Origin of the sequence: Paraburkholderia sp. EG287B, from assembly GCF_040965595.1 — a bacterium.
Taxonomy (GTDB): Bacteria; Pseudomonadota; Gammaproteobacteria; order Burkholderiales; family Burkholderiaceae; genus Paraburkholderia.
The window spans coordinates 59,166-77,072 of record NZ_JBFRCG010000024.1; the positions used below are offsets into that span (position 1 = coordinate 59,166).

The following is a 17,907-nucleotide window of genomic DNA, read 5'->3' on the forward strand; positions in this document are numbered from 1 at the left end:
CGTTTCCGTTCCGAATCGTGTCACGCTTCAAGGTCCTTCGCTGGCTCACCCGCTTCAGCCCCTCCAGGGTCACCATCACATGGCGCGAGCGCCTGCGCTCGGGCGGCGGCGCGCTGGTCGGCATCGCGCTGACGGGCGCGCTCGCGCACCGGCTGCTCGGCGGCGATCCCAGCATCCCGTACCTGATCGCCCCGATGGGCGCCTCCGCCGTGCTGCTGTTCGGCGTGCCCGCCAGCCCGCTCGCGCAGCCCTGGTCGATCATCGGCGGCAACCTCGTGTCCGCCACCGTGGGCGTGACCGCGGCGATCTGGATCCATGACCCCGTACCGGCCGCCGCCGTGGCCATCGCCGTGGCCATCGTCGCGATGTTTACGCTGCGCTGCGTGCATCCGCCTTCGGGCGCGGTCGCGCTGACCGCGGTGCTGGGCGGCCCGGCCGTGCATGCGCTCGGCTATGAATTCGTGTTCGTGCCCGTCGCGCTGCAGTCGTTCCTGCTGCTCGGCGGCGCGCTCGTCTATCACGCCGCCACGGGGCATCGCTACCCGCACGCCGCGCGACGCCCGCGGGTGGCCGGCCCCGTCCCCGCGCAAGCCGGTTTCACGCGCGCCGACCTCGAAGCGGTGCTGCGCGAGCGCGACGAGATGCTCGACATCGACACCGACGACCTCGAAGCCGTGCTGCAGGACGCCGAGATCCGCGCCTACGCGCGCAGCTTCGGCGAACTGACCTGCGCCGATGTCATGTCGGCCAATGTGGTGAGCATCACGCCCGCGACGACCGTGGGCGAAGCGCGCTCGCTGCTCAAGCGCCACGACGTGAAGGCGCTGCCCGTGGTGGACGCGCATCGCCAGGTGAAGGGCATCGTCACGCGCGCGGACCTCGCCGACGACGGGCGCGAGCGGCATCCGCTGCGCCTCATGCTCTATGCGATCGCGCGCCTGTTCCGGCCGCACGCCGAGGCCGGCCAGAACGTCGGTACGCTGATGACCACGCATGTGCTGACCGTCGCGAACACGACGCCGATCGTCGAACTCGTGCGTATTTTTGCGGGCCGCGGGCACCATCATGTGCCGGTGGTCGATCACGAACACCGGCTCGCGGGCATCATCACGCAGGCCGACTTGATCTCGGGGCTCTATCACCAGGCGAAGACGCCGCAGCAGGCGCCGGCCTGAGCCGGTTCGCGGTCATACACCTGGCCGCGATGCTAATGTGACGGGCGTTTTCGGGACGAAATATCACATCGTGATATATTAGGAGACTACACCGTTCCAGGGACTCCCGATGAAGAAAAACGCGCGCGACCTCGACAAGGTCGACTTTGAGCAGCTGTCCGAATTTCGCTACCAGATGCGCCGCTTCGAGCGCTTCTCGGAGCAGGCCGCGCAGGCCGAGGGCATCACGCCGCTGCAATACCTGCTGCTGCTGCATGTGAAAGGCTACCCGGGCCGCACGTGGGCGACCATCGGCGAGCTGGCCGAGCGTTTGCAGGCGCAGCATCACGGCGTGGTGGCGCTCGTCTCGCGCTGCGAGGCGATCGAGCTCGTCGAGCGCCGCGTGAGCGAGCGCGACCGCCGCCAGGTGGAAGTGCATCTGCTCGCCGCCGGCGAAAAGCTGCTCGCGCGCCTGGCCGAACTGCATCGCGCCGAGTTGAGATCGCTCGACGGCGCATTCACCATACCGCATATCGATCTTTAAACCATGCATTCCGACGATTCCCACAAGCGCGACTTTTCGGCGAACGCACGCCTGCCCGGCATCAGCGTGCTGGCCGCCGTGATCGGCGTACTGGCCACGCTCGCGGCGTTCGTGCTGCTGAGCCTGATCCACTGGTTCACGAACCTGTTTTTCTTCGGCCAGTTCTCGTTCGCCGACCGCTCGCCCGCGCTCAACACGCTGGGGCCGTGGGTCATCGTCGTGCCTGTGATTGGCGGCCTGATCGTCGGGATGATGGCGCGCTTCGGCTCCGAGAAAATTCGCGGCCACGGCATTCCCGAAGCCATCGAAGCCATTCTGTTCGGCAAGAGCAAGATGTCGCCGAAGGTGGCCGTGCTCAAGCCGCTTTCGTCGGGCATCGTGATCGGCAGCGGCGGCCCGTTCGGCGCGGAAGGCCCGATCATCATGACGGGCGGCGCGCTCGGCTCGCTGCTCGCGCAGTGCGTGCGGGTCACTTCCGCCGAGCGCAAGACGCTGCTCGTGGCGGGCGCGGCCGCGGGCATGACCGCCGTGTTCGGCACGCCGGTCGCGGCCGTGCTGCTCGCCGTCGAATTGCTGCTGTTCGAATGGCGCCCGCGCAGTTTCCTGCCCGTGGCGCTCGCGTGCGCGGTGGCCGGCTTCGCGCGCTCCGTGTTCTTCGGCACGGCGCCGCTGTTCCCCATGCAGACCCTGCCGCCGCACGCCGTGGCGCTCTTCTCGTGCATCATCGCCGGGCTGCTGGCTGGCGCGCTCGCGTCGGGGCTGTCGGCGGCGCTCTACAAGGTCGAGGACCTGTTCGGCCATCTGCCGCTGCACTGGTCGTGGTGGCCGGCCATCGGCGGGCTCGTGGTGGGCATCGGCGGCTTCATCGAGCCGCGCGCGCTCGGCGTGGGCTACGACGTGATCGGCGATCTGCTGCATCAGCACATCGTTCTTCAGGTCGCCATCGCGGTTCTGGTGGTGAAAGCCGTGATCTGGGTCGTGGCGCTCGGCTCCGGCACCTCGGGTGGCGTGCTCGCCCCGCTGCTCATGCTCGGCGCGGGGCTCGGCTCGGTACTGAGCCACGTGCTGCCCGGCAGCGACCCGGCGCTGTGGCCGCTCGTGTGCATGGCGGCGACGCTCGGCGCCACGCTCGGCGCGCCGCTCACGGCCATCGTGTTCGCGTTCGGCCTCACGCACGACACCAATGCGCTGCTGCCGCTGCTCACGGCCACGCTGGTGGCGCACGGCTTCGCGACGGTCGTCATGAAGCGCTCGATCATGACCGAAAAGATCGCGCGCCGCGGCTATCACATCTATCGCGAGTACGGCGTCGATCCGCTCGAACGCCATTACGTCGATGAAGTGATGACGCGCACCGTCGATACGATCGACGCGAACGTCACCGTGCGCGAAGCCCTCGATCGCTATTTCGGATCGACCCAGCAGCGCCGCGCCTTCCCGGTGCTGCGCGACGGCGCGGTGCTCGGCGTGGTGGATCGCGCGATGCTCGACGCCGTGCGCGCGAGCGCCGCGACCGAAGCCCTCGATACGCCGCTCGGCTCGTTGCTCGCGCAACGTTCCCCCGACATGGCGCTGCCCGCGGAGACCTGCCGGCAGGTTGCCACGCGCCTCGCGATTCACGGGCTCGAGCGCCTGCCCGTGGTGGCCGACCGCGAATCGCGGCAGCTCGTGGGCATCGTCTCGCGCAGCGACCTCGTCAAGCTCTCGCTCTCGCACTTCGAGGAAGAGCACAAGAAGGAGCGCTTCCGCCGCATTTCCGTGGGCAACAGCAAGCGGCGCTTTCCGCCGGTGCGCAAGGCCGGGTGATGAAAATGGCGCGCGACTACTGATGCAGCGCCAACCCCTTCACGGCCTTGTCGACCGCGTTTTTCGGGCCGTATAGCGCGATTCCCACCAGATCGGGATTCTCCGGGTCCTCGGCGCGAAAGACCTCGCGGTTCGCCGCGTCGTGGCCCGTCGAAAACATCGCGTGCACATACGGCACGATCGTGAGTTCGCGCGACACGCCGCGCCGCAGCGCCGCCTGCAGACCTTCGACATCGGCGCCATAGATCATCATCGGCTGGCCCAGCATCCTGCCGTAGCGTTGCCCGCGCGCGTCTTCGTAGGGCTCGCCAAGCGCTTCGGGCACCGCCGCCGCAATGCCCGTGGCGAGAAACGCGGTCACATTGAGCTTTTGCCAGACCGCGAGGTTTTCCCGCACGACCAGCGCGACTTTCGTATCGAACATGCTGCCTCCTTTTTCGAGGCAGTCATGATCCGCGAGACGCGGCTGCAAGTCTGGAACGTTTGTGCACGGCAGCTTGGGGCAGCCTGGGTCGCCCGGAAGCCGCGCATCTCAGTGCAGATGCCGCAGCTTGTCCGGATTGCGCACCACATAAATGGCCGTGACCTTGCCGCCTTCGATCTCGAGCGCGGTGGTCTGCAACTCGCCATCGGCCTCGCGCGTGACGAAGCCGGGCAGGCCGTTGATGAAACCTGCGCGCACGAGCGTCGAGCCATTCTTGCGGAACAGGCCGGCTAGCTTCGCGTGGAACGTCATCACACTCTCGAAGCCGAACACCGGGTGGCCGAGCGCCGGGCGCTTGCCGCCGCCGTCCGCGTGCAGGCTCACGTCGTCGGCGAGCATGGCGCCCAGCGCGCTCATGTCGCCGCTGCGCGACGCCGCGAAGAACGCCTGCGCCAGTTCGAGGCCGCGCCCTTTCTCCACATGAAAACGCGGGCGCGCTTCTCTCACGTGAGCGCGGGCGCGCGCCGCGAGCTGGCGGCAGGCGGCGCCCTCGCGCCCGATCGTGGCCGCGACTTCGTCGAACTCGAGACCGAACACGTCGTGCAGCAGGAACGCCGCGCGCTCCAGTGGCGAAAGACGTTCGAGCGCGAGCATGAGCGGCAGCGTGACGTCCTCCTGCTCGTCCTCTTCGACGACCGGGTCCGGCAGCCACGGACCGATATAGGTTTCGCGCTGATGCCGCGCCGACTTGAGCTGGTCGAGGCACATGCGCATCACCATGCGGCGCAGGAAGGCCTCGGGCACGCGCACGTCGTCGCGCTCCACGTCCGCCCAGCGGATGAACGCGTCCTGCACGATGTCCTCGGCGTCGGCGACCGAACCGAGCATGCGGTACGCCACGCGGATCAGCTTGCGCCGCAGCGGGTCGAAACTCGCTGCGGCGTCCCTCAGGCCCGGGTCCGTCATGCGGCGACCATCTGTTTGGCCATGGCCTTCGCCGCCGCCGGATCGACCCACAAGCCGAAGCCGACCGCAAGGCGGTTCCAGCCGTTGATCACATTGATCATCAGCGTGAGCTTCACCTGCTCCTCCTCGGTAAAGTGGCCGGCGAGCGCCGCGCGCGCTTCTTCCAGCGCATGACCTTCGCACAGGCGCGTGAGGGCCTCGGTCCAGCCGAGCGCCGCGCGTTCGCGGTCGGTGTAGCAAGGCGCTTCTTTCCACGCGGAAAGCAGGTAGAGACGCTGTTCGGTCTCGCCTTCCTCGCGTGCGTGGGCGGTATGCATGTTAAGACAATTCGCGCAGCCGTTGATTTGCGACGCGCGCACCTCCACCAGCGCAATGAGGCTCGGCTCGAGGCTCCCGGACACGGCGAGCGAAGTGCCCATCCAGGACTTCATCAGGGTCGGGGCGGCGGCGAACAGGTCGAGCTTGACAGTCATGGTTACATCTCCTTTCGGTTGGGTTGCCATGACATGACGAGACAGCCTGGGCCGCGTGTGACATTGGGGCAAAAAAAGTTTGGCGGCGACAACTGAGCCGCCTCGGCCGGTAGCGCAGCCGGAGGCGGTTCGTCACGCAGCATCACTCTTTGCCCGACTGCGCTGCGGCTTGCTCGATGACCTTCGCCACTTCCGCCGGATGCGACATGTAGACCACGTGGCTCGAATTGATCTCGACCGTCTTGCTCCCTGCACGCTGGGTCATGAAGCGTTCCAGATCGGGATTGATCGCGCGGTCCGCCGTCGCCACGACGGCCCAGCTCGGCTTCGTTCTCCAGGCGGCGTGCGTGATCGGAACGCCGAACGATTGCGCGGCGGGCGTCACCTGCGAGATGGCCATGAAACGGGCCTCGGCGGCGGGCAGGTCGGCGGCGAAATCCTCGTGGAAATTGGCCGGGTCGATATAGAGGTGGCCGTCGGCGGTGGCCTTGATCGCCTGGGTGGCCGGCGGCGTCTTCTTCGTCAGTTCGAGCGGCGATTCTCCCGTGTCCAGCTGGAACGCGGCCACATAGACGAGACCCGCGACCTTGTCGTCGTTGCCGGCCTCGGTCACGACCGCGCCGCCGTAGCTATGGCCGACGAGGATGCTCGGGCCGTCCTGGGCATCGACGACACGGGTCGTCGCCTTCACGTCGTCGTCGAACGACGTTTCCGGCTCCTGCACCACGGACACCTTGTAGCCATCGCGCGTGAGGATCTTCGACACGGCCTGCCAGCCCGAACCGTCGGCGAAGTAGCCGTGCACGAGCACGATGTTCTTGACCGGCGCGGCCGTGGCGGCCTGCGAGCCGAGCGCGGCGGCGGAAAGGGCAACGGCGGCGGCGATGCGGGTTACGTATGAGGAAATCTTCATTTTCATGCTCCAGGGCGTGAGGTGATTTGAGAAATCGACAGGACATCGCCTGTTCGATGAAGCCATCCTACTAGTAGGATGGCTGAGAAGCAAGAAAAATTTTGGAGGTGGCTCGGGGGTGGAAATTGGTCCCCGCTCCGCGTAAGCTATCGGTAATTCAACCGACTAGATGGTAGGCAAAATGACAGTAAGCGGCGAACTGACGGCCGACAGGATCATGGCGGCGGGACGGCAGCTCATCATGCGGCGCGGCTACAACGGGTTCAGCTATGCCGACATCGCGGATGCAATCGAGATTCGCAAGGCGAGCATTCACCACCACTTCCCCGCCAAGACCGATCTCGTCGTTGCCGTGCTCAACGCGTGGCAGGAAGCGCTCGACGCCGATGTGGCGGCGCTGGAGGCGAGCGGCGCGGACGCCATCGCACAGTTGCGCGCCTACATCGGCCATTGGGAGCGCTGCATTGCCGACGACACGGCGCCGTTCTGTGTCGCAGGCATGCTGGGCGCCGAGCTCCCTTCGCTGCCTGAAGAAGTGGCTCAAGGGGTGAAGACGTTCTTCGATCATCTGACTGCGTGGCTTGAACGGGTGCTCGAAGCCGGCGTGAAGGGCGATCTCCTCAAACTGGATTCGTCGGTTCACGCCGAAGCGGCCACGCTCGTCTCGCTGGTCTACGGCGCCATGCTCGCTGCGCGCGCGTATGCGAACGTCGAGCTGTTCAAGCAGGTGACCGGGGGTGCGGTCGAAAGACTGGTGAAGCCGCGCAAACGCGCACGCTCCACCGGTCAGGCGACCGAGTAGCCGCCGTCGGCCACCAGAGCGTGGCCCGATACGTAGCTCGAGTCGTCGGAGGCGAGGAACGCCACGATCGTCGCCATCTCCTGGGCGGTGCCCCAGCGGCCGGCGGGCGTGCCGGCGGCGAACTGCTGCTGCACTTCGGCCGATGGCCAGATGCCGCGATGATGGAACGGCGTCTCGATCAACCCCGGGCACAGTGCGTTCACGCGTATGCCTTGGCGGAACCATTCGATCGACGCCGATTTGGTCATGCCGACTACCGCGTGCTTGCTGGCGATATACACCGACGCGTTCGCGAAGCCGATCAGGCCGCCCATCGAGGCGTTGTTGATGATGCTGCCCGAGCCTTGCCCGAGCATGACTTCCGCTTCGTATTTCATCGAGTTCAACACGCCGCGCACGTTCAGCTCGAAGACCATGTCGAATCTTTCGGAATCCTGTTCGATGAGCGGCGCGAAGACGCCCTCGGTTCCCGCGTTGTTGAAGGCGATGTCGAGCCGCCCATAGGTCTGCACCGTGTAGTCGACGAGTCGCTTGATGTCGGCTTCTTTCGAAACGTCCGCCACGAAGGCCGACGCTTCGCCACCCTCGGCCGAAATTTGCTGCACGAGCTGGTCGAGTTCGTCCTTGCGGCGGGCCGCCACGACGACCTTTGCGCCGCGGCGGGCGAGTTCGACGGCCGAAGCGCGGCCGATGCCGGAGCTGGCGCCGGTCACGAGTGCAATCTTGCCTTCGAGCTGCCGTTGTGTGCTGATCGTGTTCATGATGTCGTCCTTTGTTCCAGTGGATATTGCGCAGAGTCTGGCGCGCTTTTCACGGCTACCTTGCCTCACGCCTGGAACGAAGTATGGATATCGAGCGCTCGAAGGTGAATGGAATAATTGCGCATTCACAATTCCTGCTTTGGGAATTTTCCACGACAATGACGCATCGTTCCCAGCGCAGGAATCATCATGCTCAATCGCCTTGATCTCCTGAGGATCTTCCTCGCCGCCTCATCGTGTACGAGCTTTCGCGAAGCCGCCGCGCGACTCGGCGTTTCGCCGCAAGTCGTCACGCGCGCGGTGCGTGAACTCGAGGAGCAACTGAGGGAAACCCTGTTCCACCGGAATACGCGGCGCGTGCAGATCACGACGTTCGGCCAGTCGTTCGTCGCACGCGCTCAGGCTGCGTTAGACGGCGTCGACGGTCTGTTCGGCGAGGCAAGCATGAGCGACGACGCCATGGGCATAGTGCGCATTACTGCGCCGTCGGCCCTGGGTCGCTACTACGTACAGCCGATCCTGATGGAATTGATGGCCCGCCATCCCGGTCTGATTGCCGACCTCAGACTTGCGGACGCCCCCTCGGCCGTCGTGGACGAGCAGATCGACGTAGGCGTGCGCGTGGGCGCCATTGGCGACAACCGGTTTGTCGCGCGCGCGATCGGTCCGCTACCGGTATGGACCGTCGCCTCACCTGCATTGATCGAACGGGTGGGAGAACCGAAAAACCTGAAGGACCTCGAAGCACTACCAGTGACGTGCCTGATCGACCCCGCAAGCGGTCGACCGTGGCCATGGATGTTCCGCGGAGAACGTCACTTCCAGCCCGCTGCGCCCGCATTCGTAACCAACGACACTTCCGTGGAGATCGAAGCGGCTTGCGCGGGCATTGGCTTCAGCCAATGCACCGAATACCTGATTCGGCCTTATGTTCAGCGAGGTCAACTCGTCCGGCTTCTACCCCGCCTCGATCCCGAACCCTGGAAGCTATACGTCTACCGTCCCCAACGCGGCCCGGTATCGAGGCGAGTGCGTGTCGTATTCGACGAGCTGGTCGCCAGACTTCCGCTGGCGACGTTGCGTGGGTAGGGAGCGCGCGCCGCGAAGAACGCACGTCGGTTCAACGCGAAAGCGAATGGCCCGAGCGACACTGGAAGCTAGATCCGCGTCGAGAGAAGCTTGATTCCGGCGATCCCGAATACCACGGCCAGGCATCCTTCCAGCGCGCGACGGGTCCGCACGTACAGCCTGCGAGCCGAAGCCGTCGAAAACAGGACGGCATAACCGCCGAACACCAGGCATCCGATGGCCGCACAACCTGCGATGACCGCACTATGGGCAGACCCCGTGCCGTTCGACGACAGCGCGACAATGGAAACCCACACGAGGATCGCTTTGGGATTGGTGAGATGGAGCGTCACGCCGCGGAGGTAGACGCTCGTCAGTGTCGGTGCGCGTTCCACCTCCACTGCCGAGGTGGCGGCGCTCGAAAGCGCATTGCGTCCGGATTTGAAGGCGAGCCACAGGAGATAGAGACCACCGAAGATCTTGATTGCAACGATGAATTGAGACCAGGCAATCAAGACAGCCGACACGCCCAGCGCGGCCACCGTCGCCCAGAACATCGATCCCGAGATGACACCGAGCGCGAACGTCATCGCCGCTTTACGGCCGTGACTGGCCGCGATGGACAAGATTGCAAGGTTGCTCGGCCCGGGACTCGCCGTGCCGACGAAATACGCGGTGTAGGCAAGCAGCAGGTTGGTCGAGATGAAGGCGTGTCCAGTCATGAGTGGAAGAGGAAGAATAGATCGTTAGTCAAAGAACGAAGCGCTTGCCTACCGCCGACGGGACGACCCGATCCTTGAACCGTGTTGCCAGTGCGCCGATTGCCCGCCAGCCAGTGCAATGCGCGGGGGCGATCAAAGCAGGATTGAACGGTTCCAGCGCTTCGACAGTGTCCGGAATGATGCTTTCCGTTGCGCCTGACAAATGGAAGCCGCCCAGCACCCCGTAGATCGGCACATCAGGAAAGCGATTGCCCGCGTGAGTCAAAACGTTGATGAGACCTGCGTGTGAACAGGCTGTAAACACGAACAAACCCTTGTTAGCGATATGCACGGCAACATATCGTTCATCCATGAGCACTTCGTCCAGTTCCCATGCACCGTCGGGGCCACGCCTGTGCTGGCCGGGCATGCCGCGCTCGAAGCTCGTCACTCGCGGGATTTCTCCGCTGACGTAGAACGACTTCGACAGAACCGCCTGTTCGACTCTCGTGATCACGAGTTCCGCCCCGTTACCGGCAAGCACCTGCTGGTCTGGAATATCCTCCATTGGCATCATGCGGCCTTGCGCATTCCTGACCGCTCGCGACGCGAACATCTCCGGGTGCAGGTAGGTCGGGACAGGCTTTCCACCGTTGGCCAGCGTGATCATCTGCAATGCCCGTGGCATTGCCGCGGCGTGATCCCAATGTCCATGTGAAAGCACCATCGCGCCGACCGTGCCGAGGTCGAGGCCGAGCCTGCCGACGTTACGTTCGAATACCCACTCGTCCGGCCCCGTGTCGAACAGCACTGAGCGCGACGTGTGGCCCGTTCGGGCAGTAATCAGACAGGACAAGCCGTGAGCGGCGCAACAGAGACATCCTCCACCCAGCGATTTCATCCCGCGCCGCCAGGCTCCGGCAAGCTCTGTTTCCACGTACGCCGGATTCGATGAAAGGATGTCGGTCACGTTATCGACGATGACCGTAATCTCCAGGCTGTCGATTGGCTCAATCATCTCTACGCTCCCTGGTATCGATCAGTCCCGCAGCAAACCTTCCGCCAGCAGCGCTGCCCTGACCTGCGGGCGACCCGCCGCGCGTTGCTGAAATGCGCTGATCGCGGGCAGCCGCGATAAATCCATGCCAACGTGCCTTGCCCAGTTTGTGACGGTGAAAAGATAGGCGTCGGCAACCGAGAATTGCTCTCCCAGCAACCATGGCTGGTGCGTCAGGGATCGCTCTACCACCGCATAATATTTGAAGAGCGCTTCGCGCTTTTCGCTGCGGATCCGGCCGGGCATCGCGGGATTGAAGAGCGGCGCGTAGCTCGTGTGCAAATCGGAATTAATGAAGCCAAGCCATTCCTGCAGACGGTACCGCGCCATCGTCCCGTTAAGGGGAACGAGATCGCGTTCCGGCTTCAGGTCCGCGAGAAACTGCATGATGGCGGGACCTTCCGTAAGCCATGCTCCGTCGTCCAGCTCGAGCACCGGCACGTTTCCCTTTGGATTGATGGTGAGAAAGTCGATTCCGCCTTGCGTGCGCTTCGACGCCATGTCCACCTTCTCGAGTTCAATTGCGATCCCCGCTTCGCGTGCGACGATATGCGACGCAAGCGAGCATGCTCCCGGCGAGTAATAAAGCTTCATGTTCGATCCCGACAACGAGTTCAATCATTAACCAACGGCGCTGCAGCCCCGCACGCTCCAGCGCTTGCTACTGGGGCGAAGGCGGATTCAAGAGCTTGCTCAACGGCTTGAGCGGGCCAATCGGAAAGAGCGAGAACGTCATCAAATGCGCTTTCCCCAAGGGCAGTGCCTCGAGCATGTCATGCGCTTGATCGACGTCCGTTACGTTCAGGATGAACGCCACCCCGGCCCGGTCTTGCAGTGAATACCACTGGTCAATCTTGCCCTCGAGGTAGAGCTGCGCCGTCTCGCGCACTTCGGTCGGAAGCGTGTGCTGGACAAGTTGCATGTCCGTGCCCGGCGGAAAAGTGCCAATCGCCAGAATCTTCGTGGTTGGCGTGGCGGGCATAGGCGTAGTTTGCGACATGGAAACTCCAGCAGAAGCGACCAGCACAGAGGCTATGGTCAAATTGAGAAGAAGGCGTTTCATTCAGCGTCCAGTGACTGTGGTGTGAGCCGCTGATGCTCCGGCCCAACGGCTGGTGCCAAGGTATCATCGCTATTCGCAAGCGCCTATTCATCACATTGTTGACGGGCCATGAAGCAGAACTTCACAGTCAGGCAGGGCGCGCTGGACGGCGTGGAGGTGTTCCTGCGCGTTGCCGAGCATCGCAGTTTTCGCAAGGCAGCCGCGGAACTCGGTGTGACGCCCTCGGCGATCAGCCAGACGGTGCGTGTCCTCGAAGCGCGCATTGGCGCAGCGCTCTTCATCCGCAACTCGCGCAGTGTCGGCTTGACCGAAGCCGGCGAACAGTTTTTCGCGCGCGCCAAGCCCGCCTTCGAGGAACTGGTCGCCGCCAGTGAGGCGGCGCGTGGACTCGGCCAGCGACCGGCCGGATTGCTGCGTCTCTCCGCGCCGCGCGCGGTGATCCCCACGCTGCTTGAGTTGGTCACATCGTTCTGCAAGGCTTATCCCGAGATCGAGGTGGAGCTTGCTGCGAGCAAGGAGGTGACCGACCTGGCCGCCGAAGGCTTCGACGCCGCTATCCGGCAAGGGCATCTCGTTGCTCCCGATATGGTCGCGGTGCCGATGACGCCGCCATTCCGTCTCATCGTCGTCGGCAGCCCTGCCTACCTCGCCGGGTCAAGCCCACCCGCTCACCCGAACGACCTGCGCCAGCATGCCTGCTTGCGATGGCGGCGCTCCAACGGCGCGCTCGCCCTATGGTCGTTCAACGACGCAGACCAGCCGATCGAGATTGCCGTATCCGGCCCCCTCATCGCCAGTGACTTTCCCACCGTGCTGGGCGCTGCGTTAGAAGGACTGGGCCTCGCCCAGGTACCCGAGCCGCTGGCCGCTGTCGGGTTGAGAGCGGGTGAACTGATCGAGGTGCTGGAGGCCTACGCGCCGGTGAGGCCCGGGGTGTTTCTCTGCTATTCGGGCCGCCGACAGGTCATGCCGAAACTGCGCGCGTTCATCGAACATATGAAGAGCCGCACGGCGGGCGATGGAAAAGTCCGCGTAAAAGCGGGCGCCAAACGCTAACAAACATCCACCACGCCGCGCAGCGCGAAGCGCCCGCACCATCGTCCTACAATGTCGCAGTAGCCACACGTCGCCACGACATCATCGGCGGAAACCTCACTTTCCCAGGAGCAGACGATGCCAAAGATGCACGTAGTGCAGGTAGCAAAACCGGGGGCCCCTCTCGAACTGGTCGAGCGCGATATTCCCGAGCCGCCCGAGGGACACGTCCTCGTCAAGGTGCAGGCCTGCGGGATCTGCCACAGCGATTCGCTCACGAAGGAAGGCCAGTGGCCCGGGCTGCAGTTTCCTCGCGTGCCCGGCCACGAGATTGCAGGCGTGATCGAAAAGCTCGGCGCGCGCGTCGACGAATGGAAGGTCGGGCAGCGCATCGGCGTGGGCTGGCACGGCGGCCACTGCGGCCATTGCGAGCACTGCCGCCACGGCGACTTCGTGCTCTGCAAGAACGGCCAGATTCCCGGCATCAGCTACGACGGCGGCTATGCCGACTACATGGTGGCGCCGCAGGAGGCGCTCGCACGCATGCCCGACGACCTCTCCGACGTCGACGCCGCGCCGCTCCTGTGCGCCGGCATCACCACCTTCAACGCGCTGCGCCACAGCGGCGCACGCGCGGGCGATGTCGTGGCGATTCTCGGCATTGGCGGCCTCGGCCATCTCGGCGTGCAGTACGCCCGCAGAATGGGCTTCGTCACCGTGGCCATCGCGCGCGGCCAGGACAAGGCGCCGCTCGCGAAACAGCTCGGCGCGCATCACTACATCGACAGTTCCTCGCAGGACGTCGCGCAAGCGTTGCTCGCGCTGGGCGGCGCGCGCGTGATCCTCGCCACGGCCACGAGCGGCAAAGCCATGAGCGCTGCGCTGGGCGGGCTTGGCCTGAACGGCAAGCTGATCATGATCGGCGTGTCGGAGGAGCCCGTGGAAGTGCCGATCACGCAGTTCATCATGGGCCGCCACTCGGTGCAGGGCTGGCCCTCGGGCACCGCCGCCGATTCTCAGGATACCCTGGCATTCAGCGCGCTCTCGGGCGTGAAGCCGATGATCGAGGAATATCCGCTGTCGCGCGCGGCAGAAGCCTATGAGCGGATGATGAGCGGCAAGGCGCGCTTTCGCGTGGTGCTCAAGCCCGGCGCCTGACGGGCATCGAGGCGAAGTGCGGTGCGGCGCTACGAGGCCGGCACCGCATCGGCTTTTCACTACCGTCCTGCTTGGGGCCCGGCTTCGTCCTTCGCGAGGCCGGTCTCGTCGACATAGCGATCGACAGCACTGCTCACGGTCGGATCGAAGCGGTCCGGGCCGATGTCTTCGAGCAAATCGAAGCGCTTGAGCTTGTCGCGCACCGGGTCCTTCATCTCCGCGAAATGCAGCACGATGCCGCGCTCGCGCAGCGCATGGGTCAGTTCGCGCAGCATGTCGGCGGACGTGACGTCCACACTCGTCACGGGCTCCGCCGCCACCACGACCCGGCGCACGGGCGTGGGCGACGCTTCCACCGCTTCCATCAGGCGCTGCTGGAACAACTCGGCATTCGCGAAGAACAACGGCGCGTCCCAGCGAAACAGCACGAGCCCCGGCGTGCGCACGGCTTCGGGATAGCGCTCGATGTCGTGATAGCCGCGCAACCCTTCCACGCGGCCGAGCACCGCGAAATGAGGCCGCCAGCCGTCCCAGAGGAATTCGATCACGGCGATCAGGACAGCGAGGCCAATGCCGGGAATCGCCCCGAAAACCGCGACCGCCACGAAGCAACCGATCGACAGCCAGAACTCCCACTGCTGAATCCGGTAGATGCGTTTGAGATCCGCGATTTCGAACAGCCCGAGTGCGGCGGCGATCACCACGGCGGCGAGCGCGCTATTGGGCAAATAGCGCAACAGGTTGGGCGCGACCATGAGCAGCGCCGCCACGGCGAGCGCGCCGACTACGCCGGTTAGCTGTGTGCGGGCGCCCGCGGCTTCGGCAACCGGCGTGCGCGAGGCGCTGCTGCTGATCGGAAAGCCCTGGAACAAGCCGGCTGCGAAGTTCGCCACGCCGAGGCCCACCATCTCCTGGTTCGGGTCGACGCGCGCATGAAAGCGCGCCGCATAGGTGCGCGAAAGCACGCTCGTATCGGCGAAAGCGATCAATGCGACGGCTGCGCCGCCCAGCACGATCTTGACCAGGTCCACGTTGGCGACCCACGGCAGCGAGAGTCCAGGCAAGCCCTGGGGAATCGTGCCCAGCACTTTCACACCTAGGGTGTCGAGATGAAGGAGACTGACCGAGAGCGTGGCCACGATCACGGCGATCAGGATGCCGGGCACCTTGTCGAAGCGCTTGAGCACGAGGATCAGCACGAGGCTTCCCGCACCCACGGCGAAGCTGTACCAGTTCGCCTCGCCGCGCGCGAGCGCCTGAGCGAGGCTGAGCAGGTCTCTCATCGGGCCCTGCTCGTCGATGGAGACGGCGAAGAGCTTCGGCAACTGGCTAATGAGCACGGCTAGCGCGATGCCGTTCATGTAGCCGTATCGAATGGGCTTGGACAGCAGCTCCGTAATGAAGCCGAGACGCAACAGCCCCATGACGACACAGACGAGCCCGGACACGATCGCCATCATGCTCGCCACACCGATGGCGCGTGCGGGGTCGCCGCCCGCGACCTGCACCACCACGGCGAGTATCGGCGCGGCAAGCGCGGAGTCGGGGCCGAGCACAAGAATGCGGCTGGGCCCGAAAATGGCGTAGGCCAGCAACGGAATGATCGTGGCATAGAGGCCATAGACACCGGGCACGCCGGACGCCGCCGCGTAGGCAATGCCGACCGGCACGAGCATGGTGGTCAGCACCAGTCCCGCAGCGAGATCGTTGAGCAGCCAGGCGCGTTGATAAGTCTTGAGCAACGTGACGCCGGGCAGCCAGCGCAGCCAGGGCTGGCTTGCGGTTGCACTGGCAGGCTGTGCGTTGGGAGAGGCAGGTCTTTCCATTTCCATTGGCCGGTTAATTGTCGTGAGAATGCTGGCGCTGGGAATCGTGGAGCCGACGGCGTGCGCTAAAAAGAATAGGTGAAATATGCGTGTCACAAAAGAAGCCGCGTGCGCCTGTCCCGACTCTGGAATCCTGACCACGAATTCACACCGCCCTCCCGCACTTTTTCGGGCATCGCCTGCCACCACTGCGCCAACTGGGTGCTACGTATCGCCTCCCCGCACTGCTGCGGTGCACAACGCGTTGCGCGCCGCGTTTCCGCGCGCCGCGCCCAAAACCCCGCCCGGCACGGCTTTGCGGCCAACGGACAAACTGGCACGCACCTTGCTGAACTGTCATGCGCGCCCAGCGATGGCGCGCAATGCACCGATTAACCGTCGAAGACTTCATGCCGACGATCACCGAATCCCCATGCTGCGCGTACTGCTCGTAACCGACACCGACAAGCCAATCGGCGACCTGCGCGACGCGCTCGCCAGGCTCGGCTACGACATGCTCGCCGAGCCCGCGACGCCGCAGGCGCTGCATCGCGTCGTCGAACGCGAGCGGCCCGACGTCATCATCATCGACACCGAATCGCCCTCGCGCGACACGCTCGAACAGCTCGCGGTGATGAACGCCACCGCGCCGCGCCCGGTACTGATGTTCAGCCACGACGCCAACCAGCACCTGATCCGCTCGGCCGTGAACGCGGGGGTGACCGCCTATCTCGTGGAAGGGCTCGCGAGCGAGCGCCTTGCGCCGATCCTCGAAGTCGCGCTCGCGCGCTTCGCCCAGGAAGCGCAGTTGCGCGAGCGTCTCACGCAGGCCGAAAACGAGCTGGCCGAGCGCAAGCTGATCGACCGCGCGAAGCGCATCCTGATGGAGCAACAGAAGCTGACCGAGCCCGCCGCCTACGCGGCGCTGCGCAAGCGCGCGATGAACCAGAGCGTGAAGCTCGCCGAGGTCGCCCGCCAGATCGTCGCGCTCGCGCAGGCCCAGGAACGACCCGATTGAGCAGGAACGAAGCGCCGCCCATGAACGCCACCCCTACCCTCGCCGCGCCCGAGAAAACCCATCTGAAGATCGGCTTCGTGCCGCTCGCCGACGCCGCGCCGCTCGTCGCTGCGAAGCTGCTGGAGTTCGGCCACGCGCACGGCCTCACGCTCGAACTCTCGCGCCAGCCCTCGTGGGCCGCGCTGCGCGACAAGCTGCTGTCCGGCGAACTCGACGCCGCGCATTCGCTCTACGGGCTCGTGTATGGCGTGCAGCTTGGACTAGGCGGCCCGCAGACCGACATGGCCGTGCTGATGGTGCTCAACCGCAACGGCCAGGCCATTACGCTCTCGAACCGCCTCGCGGATGCGCTCGCCGAACACGGCTCGCTGCCGCGTGCGCTCGCCACGCTGGCGCGCAAGCCCGTGTTCGCGCAGACCTTCCCCACCGGCACGCACGCGATGTGGCTGTACTACTGGCTCGCTTCGCAGGGCGTGCATCCGCTGCGCGACATCGAGAGCGTGGTGATACCGCCGCCGCAGATGGTGGCCGCGCTCGCCGAAGATCGCCTCGACGGCCTGTGCGTGGGCGAGCCGTGGCCTGGGCTCGCGCAGCAGCGCGGCGTGGGGCGCACGATCATCGCGAGCGGGGCGATCTGGCCGGATCATCCCGAGAAGGTGCTCGCCTGCCGGCGCGATTTCGTGGCGCGCCATCCGAACACGGCGCGCGCGCTCGTGCAGACGATGCTCGAAGCGTGCCGCTGGCTGGACGGCGAAGGCAATCGGCGCGAGATCGCGCAGTGGCTCGCGCGCCCGGAGATGCTGGGTGTGGACGCCGCGCTGATCGCGGCGCGGCTCGAAGCGGATACGGCATCGCGCACGCCGGGCATGAAGTTCTTCGCGGAAGGCCGCGTGAATTATCCGCACGACTCCGAAGGCGTGTGGTTTCTGACGCAGTTCGAACGATGGGGCATGCTCGCGCGCCGAAGCGACTATCGCGAGATCGCGCGCGGCTTGAACCAGACGGCGCTGTACGGGCAAGCGGCGGCGGCGATGGGCATCGCGCTGCCGGCCGGGACGGCCACCGCGCCGTTCGTCGATGGACGCGTCTGGGACGGAGACGATGCGGTGGGGTATGTGGAGGGGTTCGGCATCAAGGCGTAAGCGCGGCGGGCCGCGCC

At 65.3% G+C, this 17,907-nt stretch carries 19 protein-coding genes; 9 read left to right on the forward strand and 10 right to left on the reverse strand.

The window, feature by feature from the left end:
• Nucleotides 1–17 precede the first annotated feature (17 nt).
• The 3 genes from AB4Y40_RS35105 to AB4Y40_RS35115 all read left to right on the forward strand — a co-directional run bounded on the left by AB4Y40_RS35105 (nt 18) and on the right by AB4Y40_RS35115 (nt 3,504).
• Nucleotides 18–1,175, forward strand: coding sequence for an HPP family protein (locus AB4Y40_RS35105; protein ID WP_368691757.1), 1,158 nt, complete (start codon nt 18–20; stop codon nt 1,173–1,175).
• 109 nt (nt 1,176–1,284) lie between these two features.
• Nucleotides 1,285–1,698, forward strand: a complete 414-nt coding sequence (locus AB4Y40_RS35110) for a MarR family transcriptional regulator (RefSeq protein ID WP_324157888.1) — start codon at nt 1,285–1,287, stop codon at nt 1,696–1,698.
• Between the two features lie 3 nt (nt 1,699–1,701).
• Nucleotides 1,702–3,504 (forward strand): chloride channel protein, encoded by a 1,803-nt coding sequence (locus tag AB4Y40_RS35115; protein ID WP_368691758.1) that lies wholly within the window; start codon nt 1,702–1,704, stop codon nt 3,502–3,504.
• 16 nt (nt 3,505–3,520) lie between these two features.
• On the opposite strand, the gene AB4Y40_RS35120 is transcribed toward AB4Y40_RS35115, so the two are convergent.
• From AB4Y40_RS35120 to AB4Y40_RS35135, 4 genes are all read right to left on the reverse strand, one after another.
• Nucleotides 3,521–3,928, reverse strand: a complete 408-nt coding sequence (locus AB4Y40_RS35120) for a DUF2000 domain-containing protein (RefSeq protein WP_028202441.1) — start codon at nt 3,926–3,928, stop codon at nt 3,521–3,523.
• 108 nt (nt 3,929–4,036) lie between these two features.
• On the reverse strand, nt 4,037–4,894 hold the full coding sequence (locus AB4Y40_RS35125) for a sigma-70 family RNA polymerase sigma factor (protein WP_368691759.1): 858 nt from the start codon (nt 4,892–4,894) through the stop codon (nt 4,037–4,039).
• Complete coding sequence (locus tag AB4Y40_RS35130; protein ID WP_368691760.1) at nt 4,891–5,367, reverse strand: carboxymuconolactone decarboxylase family protein; 477 nt, start codon at nt 5,365–5,367, stop codon at nt 4,891–4,893. The genes AB4Y40_RS35125 and AB4Y40_RS35130 overlap by 4 nt, the downstream gene beginning before the upstream one ends.
• 142 nt (nt 5,368–5,509) lie before the next feature.
• The gene (locus tag AB4Y40_RS35135) at nt 5,510–6,280 is read right to left on the reverse strand and encodes an alpha/beta hydrolase (RefSeq protein WP_368691761.1); all 771 of its coding nucleotides are present in this window, start codon (nt 6,278–6,280) and stop codon (nt 5,510–5,512) included.
• Between the two features lie 181 nt (nt 6,281–6,461).
• On the opposite strand from AB4Y40_RS35135, the gene AB4Y40_RS35140 reads away from it, so the two are divergent.
• Nucleotides 6,462–7,082 carry a TetR/AcrR family transcriptional regulator gene (locus tag AB4Y40_RS35140; protein ID WP_368691762.1) on the forward strand — a complete coding sequence of 207 codons (621 nt, stop codon included), beginning with the start codon at nt 6,462–6,464 and terminating at the stop codon, nt 7,080–7,082.
• Here the strand turns inward: AB4Y40_RS35140 and AB4Y40_RS35145 are convergent.
• Nucleotides 7,067–7,843, reverse strand: coding sequence for an SDR family NAD(P)-dependent oxidoreductase (locus AB4Y40_RS35145; protein ID WP_368691763.1), 777 nt, complete (start codon nt 7,841–7,843; stop codon nt 7,067–7,069). The genes AB4Y40_RS35140 and AB4Y40_RS35145 overlap by 16 nt on opposite strands.
• Nucleotides 7,844–8,032: 189 nt before the next feature.
• On the opposite strand from AB4Y40_RS35145, the gene AB4Y40_RS35150 reads away from it, so the two are divergent.
• The gene (locus tag AB4Y40_RS35150; RefSeq protein ID WP_368691764.1) at nt 8,033–8,932 is read left to right on the forward strand and encodes a LysR family transcriptional regulator; all 900 of its coding nucleotides are present in this window, start codon (nt 8,033–8,035) and stop codon (nt 8,930–8,932) included.
• 68 nt (nt 8,933–9,000) lie between these two features.
• Here AB4Y40_RS35150 and AB4Y40_RS35155 read toward each other — a convergent pair whose 3' ends face one another.
• The 4 genes from AB4Y40_RS35155 to AB4Y40_RS35170 all read right to left on the reverse strand — a co-directional run bounded on the left by AB4Y40_RS35155 (nt 9,001) and on the right by AB4Y40_RS35170 (nt 11,732).
• Nucleotides 9,001–9,633, reverse strand: coding sequence for a LysE family translocator (locus tag AB4Y40_RS35155; protein WP_368691765.1), 633 nt, complete (start codon nt 9,631–9,633; stop codon nt 9,001–9,003).
• 28 nt (nt 9,634–9,661) lie between these two features.
• Nucleotides 9,662–10,630, reverse strand: coding sequence for an MBL fold metallo-hydrolase (locus AB4Y40_RS35160; protein ID WP_368691766.1), 969 nt, complete (start codon nt 10,628–10,630; stop codon nt 9,662–9,664).
• Between the two features lie 21 nt (nt 10,631–10,651).
• On the reverse strand, nt 10,652–11,263 hold the full coding sequence (gene gstA, locus AB4Y40_RS35165) for a glutathione transferase GstA (protein ID WP_368691767.1): 612 nt from the start codon (nt 11,261–11,263) through the stop codon (nt 10,652–10,654).
• Nucleotides 11,264–11,330: 67 nt separating this feature from the next.
• On the reverse strand, nt 11,331–11,732 hold the full coding sequence (locus AB4Y40_RS35170) for a hypothetical protein (protein WP_368691768.1): 402 nt from the start codon (nt 11,730–11,732) through the stop codon (nt 11,331–11,333).
• A 108-nt stretch (nt 11,733–11,840) separates the two neighbouring features.
• Between AB4Y40_RS35170 and AB4Y40_RS35175 the strand changes: the two genes are divergently transcribed.
• Nucleotides 11,841–12,788, forward strand: coding sequence for a LysR family transcriptional regulator (locus tag AB4Y40_RS35175; RefSeq protein WP_368691769.1), 948 nt, complete (start codon nt 11,841–11,843; stop codon nt 12,786–12,788).
• A gap of 117 nt (nt 12,789–12,905) precedes the next feature.
• A complete protein-coding gene (locus AB4Y40_RS35180; protein WP_368691770.1) occupies nt 12,906–13,925 on the forward strand; it encodes an alcohol dehydrogenase in 1,020 nt (339 codons plus the stop codon).
• Nucleotides 13,926–13,984: 59 nt separating this feature from the next.
• Here AB4Y40_RS35180 and AB4Y40_RS35185 read toward each other — a convergent pair whose 3' ends face one another.
• The gene (locus AB4Y40_RS35185; RefSeq protein ID WP_368691771.1) at nt 13,985–15,751 is read right to left on the reverse strand and encodes a SulP family inorganic anion transporter; all 1,767 of its coding nucleotides are present in this window, start codon (nt 15,749–15,751) and stop codon (nt 13,985–13,987) included.
• A 412-nt stretch (nt 15,752–16,163) separates the two neighbouring features.
• Between AB4Y40_RS35185 and AB4Y40_RS35190 the strand changes: the two genes are divergently transcribed.
• The gene (locus tag AB4Y40_RS35190) at nt 16,164–16,748 is read left to right on the forward strand and encodes an ANTAR domain-containing response regulator (protein WP_368691772.1); all 585 of its coding nucleotides are present in this window, start codon (nt 16,164–16,166) and stop codon (nt 16,746–16,748) included.
• 20 nt (nt 16,749–16,768) lie between these two features.
• The gene (locus AB4Y40_RS35195) at nt 16,769–17,890 is read left to right on the forward strand and encodes a CmpA/NrtA family ABC transporter substrate-binding protein (RefSeq protein ID WP_368691773.1); all 1,122 of its coding nucleotides are present in this window, start codon (nt 16,769–16,771) and stop codon (nt 17,888–17,890) included.
• Nucleotides 17,891–17,907: the final 17 nt, after the last annotated feature.

What these genes read in the sequence shown, in the direction of transcription:
- AB4Y40_RS35180 (WP_368691770.1), top strand. Translation starts at nt 12,906, where the DNA reads ATGCCAAAGATGCACGTAGTGCAGGTAGCAAAACCGGGGGCCCCTCTC.
- AB4Y40_RS35170 (WP_368691768.1), bottom strand. Translation starts at nt 11,732, where the DNA reads ATGAAACGCCTTCTTCTCAATTTGACCATAGCCTCTGTGCTGGTCGCT.
- AB4Y40_RS35195 (WP_368691773.1), top strand. Translation starts at nt 16,769, where the DNA reads ATGAACGCCACCCCTACCCTCGCCGCGCCCGAGAAAACCCATCTGAAG.
- AB4Y40_RS35120 (WP_028202441.1), bottom strand. Translation starts at nt 3,928, where the DNA reads ATGTTCGATACGAAAGTCGCGCTGGTCGTGCGGGAAAACCTCGCGGTC.
- AB4Y40_RS35155 (WP_368691765.1), bottom strand. Translation starts at nt 9,633, where the DNA reads ATGACTGGACACGCCTTCATCTCGACCAACCTGCTGCTTGCCTACACC.
- AB4Y40_RS35185 (WP_368691771.1), bottom strand. Translation starts at nt 15,751, where the DNA reads ATGGAAAGACCTGCCTCTCCCAACGCACAGCCTGCCAGTGCAACCGCA.
- AB4Y40_RS35110 (WP_324157888.1), top strand. Translation starts at nt 1,285, where the DNA reads ATGAAGAAAAACGCGCGCGACCTCGACAAGGTCGACTTTGAGCAGCTG.
- AB4Y40_RS35130 (WP_368691760.1), bottom strand. Translation starts at nt 5,367, where the DNA reads ATGACTGTCAAGCTCGACCTGTTCGCCGCCGCCCCGACCCTGATGAAG.
- AB4Y40_RS35160 (WP_368691766.1), bottom strand. Translation starts at nt 10,630, where the DNA reads ATGATTGAGCCAATCGACAGCCTGGAGATTACGGTCATCGTCGATAAC.
- AB4Y40_RS35135 (WP_368691761.1), bottom strand. Translation starts at nt 6,280, where the DNA reads ATGAAGATTTCCTCATACGTAACCCGCATCGCCGCCGCCGTTGCCCTT.
- AB4Y40_RS35125 (WP_368691759.1), bottom strand. Translation starts at nt 4,894, where the DNA reads ATGACGGACCCGGGCCTGAGGGACGCCGCAGCGAGTTTCGACCCGCTG.
- AB4Y40_RS35150 (WP_368691764.1), top strand. Translation starts at nt 8,033, where the DNA reads ATGCTCAATCGCCTTGATCTCCTGAGGATCTTCCTCGCCGCCTCATCG.
- AB4Y40_RS35140 (WP_368691762.1), top strand. Translation starts at nt 6,462, where the DNA reads ATGACAGTAAGCGGCGAACTGACGGCCGACAGGATCATGGCGGCGGGA.
- AB4Y40_RS35145 (WP_368691763.1), bottom strand. Translation starts at nt 7,843, where the DNA reads ATGAACACGATCAGCACACAACGGCAGCTCGAAGGCAAGATTGCACTC.
- AB4Y40_RS35175 (WP_368691769.1), top strand. Translation starts at nt 11,841, where the DNA reads ATGAAGCAGAACTTCACAGTCAGGCAGGGCGCGCTGGACGGCGTGGAG.
- AB4Y40_RS35115 (WP_368691758.1), top strand. Translation starts at nt 1,702, where the DNA reads ATGCATTCCGACGATTCCCACAAGCGCGACTTTTCGGCGAACGCACGC.
- AB4Y40_RS35190 (WP_368691772.1), top strand. Translation starts at nt 16,164, where the DNA reads ATGCTGCGCGTACTGCTCGTAACCGACACCGACAAGCCAATCGGCGAC.
- gstA (WP_368691767.1), bottom strand. Translation starts at nt 11,263, where the DNA reads ATGAAGCTTTATTACTCGCCGGGAGCATGCTCGCTTGCGTCGCATATC.